This window comes from Arthrobacter sp. 147(2020) (assembly GCF_013116715.1).
GTDB lineage: Bacteria > Actinomycetota > Actinomycetes > Actinomycetales > Micrococcaceae > Arthrobacter_D.
The window spans coordinates 66,702-76,369 of record NZ_JABFOM010000014.1 but is presented as its reverse complement, the minus strand read 5'-3'; the positions used below and the strand labels follow the sequence as shown (position 1 = coordinate 76,369).

Below are 9,668 nucleotides of genomic sequence, written 5' to 3'. Positions count from 1 at the left end.
GCGCCTGGCACGATTGGGGACGCCACAACGACGGCGGTGTTCTCGCCTCCGAACCCGCCCCTGGGTCCATGGGAGATAACCACGAACACGTCTTCGTGCGCGGCACCGACGGCAACGTCTGGTCCAAAGCCTGGACCGGAAGCGGTGGCTGGTCCGGCTGGTTCAACCACGGAGCCCCCGCCGGCGGGTTCACCGGCGGACCGTCGATCGTCTCCCGCAACAACACCGTCTGCAATATCTACGTCCGCGGCGCGGACAACGCCCTCTGGCAGAAAGCCTTCTGGAACGGCGCTTGGCACGATTGGGGACGCCACAACGACGGCGGTGTTCTCGCCTCCGAACCGGTCTCCGACACCATGGGTCAGGAACACGAGCATGTCTTCGTCAGGGGCACTGACAACAACGTCTGGTCGAAGGCGTGGAGCCTGGTCCCGACAGTTATCCTCCACCTGAAGATCCTGACCGCCCCCACGAGCTTCACCGTCGACCAAATGGTCCAGGCCATGCGGACGGTCTACGCCAGCCGGGGTATCAATGTTGCAGTGGGTTCCACCGAGAACCTGAACCTCCCGTTGCTCACGGACCTGGATGTGGGCGGGTGCACCATGGGTTCGACTACCGCCGAGCAGAACCAGCTTTATGGAAACCGGGCCAATGTCGGCACCAACCACGTCGCCGTCTATTTCGTCAGAAGCACCAATCCGCCCCTGAACGGGTGCGCGGCCTTCCCCGCTGGCCGGCCAAGCTGCGCCGTGTCCTCCACAGCCAGCAGCTGGACTCTTGGCCACGAGGTGGGGCACGTGCTGGGACTGCCCCACGTCACGCCGACCGACCGGTTGATGATGGGTGGCGGCACCTGGAACATCACCAATCCACCGCCTGACCTCAACGGGGCGGAAACCACTACGCTGGTCAACAGCGCACTAACAGTGAACGTTTAGGAGAGCGCCATGTCAGTGACCATGGAGGATGTCCGTTCAGCCCTCGATCCGGATGAGGTGGACTATCCCGAAGCGTCGAGGCTTGGCCCAGATGCACTTCCGCATCTGCTGACCCTGGTCCGCGAGGCTGAACCCGGACTTGCTGCCAAGGCCGCCTACCTTGCCGGAGCGATAGAAAGCGATCAATCCGAGGAGGTCGTTGCTGCCGCGGCGGTGAACGACGACGCCCGGGTGCGGGTGGCAGCTGCGCAGGCAGCAGCGATGCTACCGGCAGAGTCGGCCAGCAGGGTGTTGGGCTCTCTCATGCTCGATGACGATCAGGGGGTGCAGAAGCTCGCTCTTCGGTCCGTGTCTGCCGGACTCTCCCCCGAGGTGCGCGACAAGGTGGCCGAGGTGTCCGAAAGTGCGCAGGATCCCGCGCTCCGGGAGATTGCCACTGAAGCACTCGGCCGCATGTAGCAGACCTGTTGGCGACTACCCGTCAAACGGGGGCTGTGGGAGTATCGGCAGATGGAGCAGTACCTGTGGGTTTTGACGAAGAAGCAGCTTGATCTCATCCGGGAGCTGGAGCCCGAACGGCTGGCAGCTCTTGACGAGGACGGACTCCTGGCGCTTCACAAGCGGATCCGGCGTGCACGCAATAAGTACACCACTAACTACCGCCGGAAAGCGGCAGGGAAAGTTGTCGAATCCGGTGGCCGGGGGAAAGCCTCCAAACGGTCCGACAAGGCACGCGCGCGAGCTTACGTGTTCGAGGAGGCGTTGTCGTTGGTCAGCGCCGAGCTCACCACTGTTGCGCATGTTGCCGCCGAGGAGCTCAAGCTCGAACGCCTGGAGCGGGCACGGAAGGGTAAGTCGGCGGGGCCGCAGTCGGCGCCTGATAGTGCTCCGGCTGTCGACGGCCCGGGGCGCGCCCGCTCCCATCAAAGAACCACTGGCGGGGTCAAGCGTGACGCCTCAAGCCGCTCCCTGGGGGGCCCGACGCCAGGCGAAACGCGATAGCCGCTAGCTACCAACCAGGACGGCTCGCAACGGCGGAAGCGCCTCGAACGCTGGCTTCGCGAACCAGTAGCCCTGGAACAGACCAATTCCGGCAGCCTTCAGTGCGAGGTATTCCGCTTCGGTTTCAATACCCTCGGCGAGGACAGTGATGCCGAGCTTGGCTGCCATATCGACGATTCCGGCGACGACGGTCTGGCGCGCCGGGCTCGTGTAGATTCCGCGGATCAGCAGCATGTCGATCTTGATCAGGTCGGGCTGAAAATCGACCAGCAATCCCAGCCCCGCGTGACCGGCACCAAAGTCGTCGATGGCGGTGGTGAAGCCGTGCTTGCGGTATTCGGTGATGATGTTCGTGAGGTGGCCGGTGTCGGACACCTCCTCGTTCTCGGTGAACTCGAACATGATTGCCGACGTCGGGAACCTGAAGCGGGCGGCGGCCTGCAGCGTCGCCCGAAGGCAGGCGGCAGGCTCGTAGACGGCGTTGGGCATAAAGTTGATGGAGAGCTTCAGCTCCTCATCCGCGGGGAACAGTCGTGAGGCCAGTTCGATGGCTTTAACCCGGCAGTCCTGGTCGAAGCGGTACTTCTGTTCCGGGGACACCCTGGACAGGACGTCGTAGGCACCTTCGCCAGCGAAGCCCCTGACCAGCGCCTCGTAGCCCCACACGCGTCCGGCGACGGCGTCGTAGATCGGCTGGAAGGCCATGCTGAAGTCGAAATCCAATTTTGACGAAGTTCTGCAGCCGTCACATGCCATGGGGATCCTCTCGGGTGTTAGGTCTACGGTATGTCACGGGGAGAGGATTTGGGTCGATTCCGGTGTGTCGGAGCGGGCGCAGGTCTTCACTTGCCTGGCGATGCTGCCGGCCATAGGTGATGGAAGTGGTTGATCGGCCCGCTACCTTCACCGACCTGTAAGTCGTCGGCGTAGGTCAAAGCCCCCTGCAGCCACTCCTTCACCTCACTGATGGCGGTACCCCAGTCCCCCGTGCGCGCCATGACTGTCGCAACGGCAGCGGACAGCGAACACCCTGTTCCATGGGTGTTGCTCGTGGAGACTCGGGGCGCGTGGAACTCCTGAAAGGTTTCCTCCGCCGATCCCGTCATATCCACCAGGGCATCCGGGCTCGAATCCGTGAGTAGGTGCCCGCCCTTGACGAGGACAGCCGTTGCTGCGCCGGCAGAGAGCCTCCGCGCCTGGTCCAGTGCTTCCGGCCAGCGCGTGGCAGTTGGCGCGCCCACCAGCACCGCCAGCTCGGGCAGGTTCGGTGTCACCAGGCTCACCGTCTCCACCAGGTCCCGCATGGATGCTTCAGCCGAGCCAGCCAATAGTCTGTCGCCGCTGGTGGCGATCATGACGGGATCAAGCACCACCAGCTGTGGGTGAACCCGCAGAAGCCACTCATGGACAACTTCGATGGTGGCCGCGTCGCCGAGCATCCCGATCTTCACGGCGTCGATGGTCACGTCGTCACTCACTGCATCCAGCTGATCACGCAGAAACCCGGCCGGTGGGGTGTGCACCGAGCGGACGCCCCTCGTGTTCTGCGCGACAAGCGCTGTGACGACAGCCATCCCGTAACCGCCCATCGCGGCAATACTCTTCAGATCGGCATGAATGCCCGCCCCGCCCGTGGGATCCGTTCCGGCGATGCTGAGAATGCGGGGGATCCGGCGGAGGGCCAGCGGTTCTAGGAGCGCCATTGGCCAGCCAATTCCCTTGCCGCTGCCTCCGGATCGGCCGACGCGCAGACGGCTGAGACGACGGCGACCCCTGAAGCCCGGGCGTCGCGGAGCGGCCGCACATCTGATACCCCAATCCCGCCTATTGCCACACACGGCAAAGAGCTTCCGGACGCCAGAGCCCCGAATCCTTCGATTCCCAAAGGCTCTGGATGATCGGCTTTGGTGGCCGTCGCATGGATGGCACCGACCCCCAGATAGTCCACTGTCCCAGCTGGCAGATTGTGGGCGGTCCCTATTTCGCTGGCAGTAGCAGCGCTGAGGCCCACGATCGCACCCGGTCCGACGATTGACCGCACCAACTGGACGGGCAGGTCGGATTGACCAACGTGCACCCCGGCCACCTGCGCCCCGCGGACACGAGCAGCCAGAAAGACATCAACACGGTCATCGACCAGCACAGGGACAGTCGATCCGACCGCTTCGGCAACTGCGAGAAGTAACTGGAGCAGTGTCTTGGTCGACGCGTTCTTGTCGCGCACCTGAACCATTGTCGCGCCGCCGGCCACCCCCGCTGCAACAACCTCAGCTACCGGCGTCGGTTGGCACAAGCCAGTGTCAGTCACCAGGTAGAGGGATAGATGCTCCCGAAGAGTCACGGAGTCGTTCCATCGACTCATCGCGCGCTGTCCGATACGCTCACCGCGCGGAGATTCAAACCCCTTGCGACGTCCTCGGGGGTGACGGCCGCCAGCCGGTCGAGGAATTCGATGGCGAAGCTTCCTGGCCCGTGCGCCCGCGCAGCCGCTTGCTCCGCAGCAACTGTGTACACGCCGGTGGCCGCAGTGGCCGCGAGGACAGCGTCGTCGGTCAGGGAGGCGAAGGCAGCCATGACGGCCCCCAGCGCGCAGCCGCCGCCCGTCACCTTCGTCAGCAGGGCATTCCCGTTCGCTACGACGACGGCATCCCCCTCCGGGCCAACCACGAAATCGTGGGCGCCTGAAATGGCCACCGCCGACGACGTCGACTGCGCGAGTGCCCGGGCCGCGTCCCGGGCATCCAGCGGATCGTCGGTGGAATCGACTCCGCGGCCGCCGGAGCCAGCACCCGCCAGCGCGAGGATCTCGGAGGCATTCCCCCGGATAATCCGCGGGTTTCGTGCGGTCAGCGCGTCGGCAAGCTCAGTTCGGACAGAGAGGAATCCGACGGCCACGGGGTCCAGCACCCACGGCGTTCCGGCGGCATTCGCGGCAACCACGGCTTCGGTCATCGCCGTCTGCTGGTCCCTGTGGGGGGTCCCCAGATTGATAAGGATCCCCGACGCGACGGAGGCGAACTGGCTGGCTTCCGCAGGAACATCCACCATGGCGGGCGCAGCACCCACGGCGAGAAGAACGTTGGCAGTGAAGTTGGTCACCACGGCGTTGGTCAGACACTGGACCAACGGAGATTCTTTCCTCAGCTCGGCGAGGAGTTGGGCACAATCAGATGATGCATGACGAACAGTCATCCACGACATCCCTTCGCTAGTTCGAACTAGATCAGGTTCAACGGGTGTAGATTCTCAGCTGCTCCTGATGAGCAGCACCCCGTGCCATGGTCACCACCCTAACCGCTCCGCCCCGAACCTCCACAAATTCCCCTCCTGGCCTATCAGGTAGCGGTGCGGCCTGCTCCGTGGTTACTGTATGGGGAGCGACACGGGGTGCCGGTTTGATGCTGGCTGAGATGACACCCGTTGAACCTGATCCAGTTCGAACTGGCGAAGGGATGTCCATCAGGCCTTTTGGTCGGTTCATGCGTCTTTTCGCCCCAATTTCACACAATGTCAGATGGGGTAATCCATGCAACTCACCGAACAAATTGTCCTGGTTACCGGTGGCGGTCGGGGCCTGGGCCGCAGCATCGTCGAGGCATTCTCGGCTGAAGGCTCCCGCGTAGTCATCAACTACCGGACCAGCGCAGACCGGGCCCACGAGCTCGCCGCCCAGATCGGTCCGGCACGGGCGTGGGCTGGAGCCGCGGATGTGACTGACCCTTTGCAGGTCGGCGACCTGCTCGAACGGGCGCGCGAGCACTTCGGAGCCCCAGTCACCACTGTGGTGAACAACGCGCTGGCATCATTCACTTTCAATGGCGACGCGCGCTCCACCGCAGCGGAGATCAGTTGGGATGAGTTCAGCTCCCAGTTCGCTGGCAGCGTCAGGGCCGGGATCAACACCACACAGGCAGCACTTCCGGGAATGCGCCAGCATCAATTCGGGCGCATCATCAACATCGGCACTAACCTGTTCCAGAACCCTGTGGTGCCGTATCACGACTACACCGCGGCGAAGGCGGCCCTGCTATCGCTGACCCGAACCTTGGCGAAAGACCTCGGGCCCCAGAACATCACAGTCAATATGGTCTCCGGGGGCCTGCTGCGCACCACTGACGCCAGCGCCGCGACCCCTGAGGAGGTCTTCGATTTCATCGCAGCATCAACACCGCTGGGGCGGGTGACCACGCCGCAGGAGTTCGCCGCCGCTGTTCTCTTCTTCGCCTCGCCCTGGGCCCGATCCGTGACCGGACAGAATCTGGTGGTTGATGGCGGGCTGGTCATGGATTGACCACTGCCCTGCTCAGTCCTGGTTCCTCGGTGCCCGGTCAGGCGTCAGTCGGCCGGCCTAGGCGGCGCGGGGGAAGATGCGGTCGAGTTCCTGCAGCTCCGTTTCTGACGGCACCCAGCACACGGCTTGGGCATTCTGCTCGATCTGTTCCGGTTTGGTGGCGCCGGCGATGACCGAGGCGACTGACGGCTGGGCGGCCAGCCAGGAGAAAGCCACCTGCAGCTCGGTCAGGTCCCGGGCCCTCGCGAAAGCTCCGAAGTCGGCGAGCTGGTCCCAGTCGGCGCCGTCCAGCAGGTTGGTGCGGGAGTGGGTGAGTCTGCTGCCCGCGGGAACCTTTGAGGCACTGTACTTGCCGGTCAGCAGGCCGTTGGCGAGGGGGAAGAAGGGGAGCATGCCGATCCCGTAGGCCTCGGCTGCGGGGACCACCTCGGCTTCGATCTTGCGCTCGAGGAGGTTCCAGTGGTTCTGGGCGGAAATGAAGGGGGTGTATCCGCCGAGCTGGGCCACGAACTCGGCCTCGGCAATCTGCCAGCCAGCCCGGTTGGAGTGGCCGATGTACCTGACCTTGCCACTGGTGACGAGGGCGTCCAGCGCCGAAAGGGTCTCGTCGATGGGCGTCAGCGGGTCCGGGGCGTGGAACTGGTACAGGTCGATCCAGTCGGTGCCCAGGCGCCGCAGTGACGCGTCGACGGCCTTCATGATGTAGCGGCGCGATCCGCGCGCACCCCAATCCGGACCGTTGGCGCCCTTGAGGTCCAGCCCGAACTTGGTGGCGATGAGCACGTCGTCGCGGTTCTTGACGAGGGCCTTGCCCAGCATCTCCTCGCTCAGACCGGGAGTTTTCCCGTAGGAATCGGCCACGTCGAAGAAGTTGATTCCCGCATCGATGGCCGCTCCGATGACGGCGTTGGTACCACGCTGCGTCTCGGTGGGCGTTCCGGCGCGGCCCAGGTTGTTGCACCCGAGCCCTACCACTGAAACGTTCAGTCCGGAGTTGCCAAGTCTGCGATATTCAGTCATGGGACTACGCTACAACATCGGTTACCCGAGGCACCTTCCGGCGCCCCGGGTAGAATCCGGTGAGTTGGTGCTCAGGCGAACCAGATACCCATTTCGCGCTCGGCCGATTCAGCCGAGTCCGAACCATGGACCAGGTTCTGCTGCACCTTCAGGCCCCAGTCCCGGCCCAGATCGCCACGGATGGTACCGGGAGCGGCGGCCGTAGGCTCGGTGGCGCCGGCGAGAGACCGGAACCCCTCGATGACCCGCTCGCCCTCGAAGATGGCAGCGACGATGGGGCCGCTGAGCATGAACTCAACGAGTGGTTCGAAGAAGGGCTTGCCGACGTGCTCCTCGTAGTGCTCTTCGAGCATCGCGCGGGTGGCCGAAACCATCTTCAGATCAACCAGGGTGTAGCCCTTGGCTTCAACCCGGGACAGGATGGTCCCGGACAAAGCGCGGGACACGCCGTCGGGCTTGATCAGTACAAGAGTGCGTTCAGCGCTCACAGAAGTCCTCCAAAGTGTTGGGTATGGCCAGTGGAACTCTACTAAACATTAGGGCCGGACTCTGACCCGCCCTCGGGGTTCGCCCGTTCCCATTCGGCTTGCTGGCGGTCACGTTCGACGTTTTCCGCGTCCAGCCGGATCCCGGTACGGATTCCGTACAGCCAGGTCAGGGCGAACAACACACCGATCAGGAACATGGTGGGTTCGATGAACCCGGTGGCAATGATGACCAGCTGCAGCACCCAGCCGATGGCGATGCCGTACGGCTTGGTCAGGAACGCACACGCCCCCACCAGCGCCAACGCCAGCACCAGGCCGACCGAAAGAATCAGGGCGGGTGGAATGGTATCGCGCAGCAGTCCGAAGGCGGCGAGGGTGGCAAACAGCACCACCAGTGCTTCGAGGGTGAGGACCACCGAGGCGAACGTGACCTTGATGGACCGCCGCTTCTTCGGCATGCCCGGTCGCCATTCCCGCTGCGCCTTGGTCATACGGCGCTTCCGGTTTTGCTCCATGTGCACTCCCCTACTTGCCCAGCAGGGTGCGGGCCTCCCCCACCACCGTGATGGAACCGGTGATGAGGATGCCCCCTGCGAGGTCGTTGTTTTCCTCGGCCTTCATGACCGCCCACTCAAGGGCGTCGTCGAGCCGTTCGGCGATGTGGATGTTCTCCTCGGCGAACCCGGCCGCGAGTGCATCCTGGAGCAGGTCGGCAGCGGGGATGGCCCGCGGTGAATTCGACTGGGTCAGGCAGACGTCCTCAAGGATGCCGCCCAGTTCCTCATGCAGTTCGGCGAGGATGGCGGCGGCGTCCTTGTCCTGCAGCACACCGATCACGAGGATCAACCGACTGAAGTCGAAGGCTTCCTTGACTGCGGCCGCGGTGGCTTTGGCGCCAGCGGCGTTGTGCGCCGCGTCCACGATGATGCTCGGTGCAGTGCGCACCACCTCGATCCGTCCCGGCGACGTGACCGTCCTCAGTCCTTCGCGCACGACGGCGGCATCGAGTTCACGGGTCCCGCCGCCAATGAATGCCTCGACGGCGGCGACGGCGACTGCTGCGTTCTGCGCCTGGTGCGCCCCGTGCAGGGGTAGCAGCAGTTCCTCGTATCTGCCGGCAATCCCGTTGATGGAGAGCACCTGGCCGCCGACGCCAATGGTCCGGGTTTCGACGCCAAATTCGACGCCCTCGAACCGGAACTCGACCCCTACTTCCCGCGCCCGCTCCAGCAGCACCTGGGCTGCCTCGTGGGGCTGGGCCGCGCTGATCAGGAAGCCGCCCGGTTTGATGATTCCGGATTTTTCCAGGGCAATGTCGTATTCGGTGTCGCCGAGCAGCTCGGTGTGATCCAGGGAGATCGGCGTGACGACGGCTACCTGGCCGTCGCCCACGTTCGTCGCGTCGGTTATGCCGCCAAGCCCCACCTCGATGATGGCGACGTCGACCGGCTCGTCGGCGAAGACCGCGAACGCCAGAACGGTGATGCTCTCGAAGTAGGTCAGCCGGGGGTCCCCCGCCGCCTCCAGTTCACCGTCGATGATTTCCAGGAACGGGCGGATCTCATCCCAGATCCGCACAAAGGTCTCATCGGAGACCGGTTCACCGTCGATGCTGATGCGTTCGGTGACGCTGCTCAGGTGTGGGCTGGTGTACCGGCCGGTGCGCAGCTCATGCGCACGCAGGATGCCCTCGACCATGCGTGCGGTCGAGGTCTTCCCGTTGGTTCCGGTCAGGTGGATGATCGGGTACGCCTTGTTGGGTTCGCCGAGGATCTCCATTGCCCTGAGCATCGGTGCCATCCGGGGTTCCATCTTGTTCTCGGGCGCCCGGCTGAGCAATTCAGCGTAGACGCTCTCGACCGAGAACCTGTCGAACTGGCTCCCTACCGGCGTTGAATCCTCGGCGTCCATCGGTTCCGGGTTCTG

The 9,668-nt window shown here is 64.3% G+C and carries 11 protein-coding genes, 1 pseudogene and 2 riboswitches; of the genes and pseudogenes, 4 read left to right on the top strand and 8 right to left on the bottom strand.

The window, feature by feature from the left end; genetic code table 11:
• From HMI58_RS10995 to HMI58_RS10985, 3 genes and pseudogenes are all read left to right on the top strand, one after another.
• Nucleotides 1–941 (top strand): annotated as a pseudogene (locus tag HMI58_RS10995) (hypothetical protein); the annotation flags it as partial.
• Between the two features lie 9 nt (nucleotides 942–950).
• A complete protein-coding gene (locus HMI58_RS10990; protein WP_171587083.1) occupies nucleotides 951–1,400 on the top strand; it encodes a hypothetical protein in 450 nt (149 codons plus the stop codon).
• A 51-nt stretch (nucleotides 1,401–1,451) separates the two neighbouring features.
• Nucleotides 1,452–1,943 carry a hypothetical protein gene (locus HMI58_RS10985; RefSeq protein WP_225668057.1) on the top strand — a complete coding sequence of 164 codons (492 nt, stop codon included), beginning with the start codon at nucleotides 1,452–1,454 and terminating at the stop codon, nucleotides 1,941–1,943.
• Nucleotides 1,944–1,946: 3 nt separating this feature from the next.
• On the opposite strand, the gene HMI58_RS10980 is transcribed toward HMI58_RS10985, so the two are convergent.
• The 4 genes from HMI58_RS10980 to thiM all read right to left on the bottom strand — a co-directional run bounded on the left by HMI58_RS10980 (nucleotide 1,947) and on the right by thiM (nucleotide 5,135).
• Nucleotides 1,947–2,648 carry an EAL domain-containing protein gene (locus HMI58_RS10980; protein ID WP_225668056.1) on the bottom strand — a complete coding sequence of 234 codons (702 nt, stop codon included), beginning with the start codon at nucleotides 2,646–2,648 and terminating at the stop codon, nucleotides 1,947–1,949.
• A 137-nt stretch (nucleotides 2,649–2,785) separates the two neighbouring features.
• Nucleotides 2,786–3,646, bottom strand: a complete 861-nt coding sequence (thiD, locus tag HMI58_RS10975; protein WP_171587080.1) for a bifunctional hydroxymethylpyrimidine kinase/phosphomethylpyrimidine kinase — start codon at nucleotides 3,644–3,646, stop codon at nucleotides 2,786–2,788.
• The gene (thiE, locus tag HMI58_RS10970) at nucleotides 3,634–4,284 is read right to left on the bottom strand and encodes a thiamine phosphate synthase (RefSeq protein WP_318779198.1); all 651 of its coding nucleotides are present in this window, start codon (nucleotides 4,282–4,284) and stop codon (nucleotides 3,634–3,636) included. The genes thiD and thiE overlap by 13 nt, the downstream gene beginning before the upstream one ends.
• A gap of 17 nt (nucleotides 4,285–4,301) precedes the next feature.
• A complete protein-coding gene (gene thiM / locus HMI58_RS10965; RefSeq protein WP_225668055.1) occupies nucleotides 4,302–5,135 on the bottom strand; it encodes a hydroxyethylthiazole kinase in 834 nt (277 codons plus the stop codon).
• Nucleotides 5,127–5,227, bottom strand: a riboswitch (TPP riboswitch). (Overlaps the previous gene by 9 nt.)
• Nucleotides 5,228–5,316: 89 nt before the next feature.
• Nucleotides 5,317–5,413, top strand: a riboswitch (TPP riboswitch).
• Between the two features lie 56 nt (nucleotides 5,414–5,469).
• Between thiM and HMI58_RS10960 the strand changes: the two genes are divergently transcribed.
• Nucleotides 5,470–6,234, top strand: coding sequence for a 3-oxoacyl-ACP reductase (locus HMI58_RS10960; RefSeq protein ID WP_171587077.1), 765 nt, complete (start codon nucleotides 5,470–5,472; stop codon nucleotides 6,232–6,234).
• A gap of 57 nt (nucleotides 6,235–6,291) precedes the next feature.
• Here HMI58_RS10960 and HMI58_RS10955 read toward each other — a convergent pair whose 3' ends face one another.
• From HMI58_RS10955 to HMI58_RS10940, 4 genes are all read right to left on the bottom strand, one after another.
• The gene (locus tag HMI58_RS10955) at nucleotides 6,292–7,254 is read right to left on the bottom strand and encodes an aldo/keto reductase (RefSeq protein WP_171587076.1); all 963 of its coding nucleotides are present in this window, start codon (nucleotides 7,252–7,254) and stop codon (nucleotides 6,292–6,294) included.
• A 71-nt stretch (nucleotides 7,255–7,325) separates the two neighbouring features.
• A complete protein-coding gene (gene ndk, locus HMI58_RS10950) occupies nucleotides 7,326–7,742 on the bottom strand; it encodes a nucleoside-diphosphate kinase (RefSeq protein WP_171587075.1) in 417 nt (138 codons plus the stop codon).
• A 41-nt stretch (nucleotides 7,743–7,783) separates the two neighbouring features.
• A complete protein-coding gene (locus HMI58_RS10945) occupies nucleotides 7,784–8,257 on the bottom strand; it encodes a DUF4233 domain-containing protein (RefSeq protein ID WP_225668054.1) in 474 nt (157 codons plus the stop codon).
• A gap of 10 nt (nucleotides 8,258–8,267) precedes the next feature.
• Nucleotides 8,268–9,653, bottom strand: coding sequence for a Mur ligase family protein (locus tag HMI58_RS10940; protein WP_171587088.1), 1,386 nt, complete (start codon nucleotides 9,651–9,653; stop codon nucleotides 8,268–8,270).
• Nucleotides 9,654–9,668 lie beyond the last annotated feature (15 nt).

What these genes read in the sequence shown, in the direction of transcription:
- HMI58_RS10990 (WP_171587083.1), top strand. Translation starts at nt 951, where the DNA reads ATGTCAGTGACCATGGAGGATGTCCGTTCAGCCCTCGATCCGGATGAG.
- HMI58_RS10985 (WP_225668057.1), top strand. Translation starts at nt 1,452, where the DNA reads ATGGAGCAGTACCTGTGGGTTTTGACGAAGAAGCAGCTTGATCTCATC.
- HMI58_RS10980 (WP_225668056.1), bottom strand. Translation starts at nt 2,648, where the DNA reads ATGGCCTTCCAGCCGATCTACGACGCCGTCGCCGGACGCGTGTGGGGC.
- thiD (WP_171587080.1), bottom strand. Translation starts at nt 3,646, where the DNA reads ATGGCGCTCCTAGAACCGCTGGCCCTCCGCCGGATCCCCCGCATTCTC.
- thiM (WP_225668055.1), bottom strand. Translation starts at nt 5,135, where the DNA reads ATGACTGTTCGTCATGCATCATCTGATTGTGCCCAACTCCTCGCCGAG.
- HMI58_RS10960 (WP_171587077.1), top strand. Translation starts at nt 5,470, where the DNA reads ATGCAACTCACCGAACAAATTGTCCTGGTTACCGGTGGCGGTCGGGGC.
- HMI58_RS10955 (WP_171587076.1), bottom strand. Translation starts at nt 7,254, where the DNA reads ATGACTGAATATCGCAGACTTGGCAACTCCGGACTGAACGTTTCAGTG.
- HMI58_RS10945 (WP_225668054.1), bottom strand. Translation starts at nt 8,257, where the DNA reads ATGGAGCAAAACCGGAAGCGCCGTATGACCAAGGCGCAGCGGGAATGG.
- HMI58_RS10940 (WP_171587088.1), bottom strand. Translation starts at nt 9,653, where the DNA reads ATGGACGCCGAGGATTCAACGCCGGTAGGGAGCCAGTTCGACAGGTTC.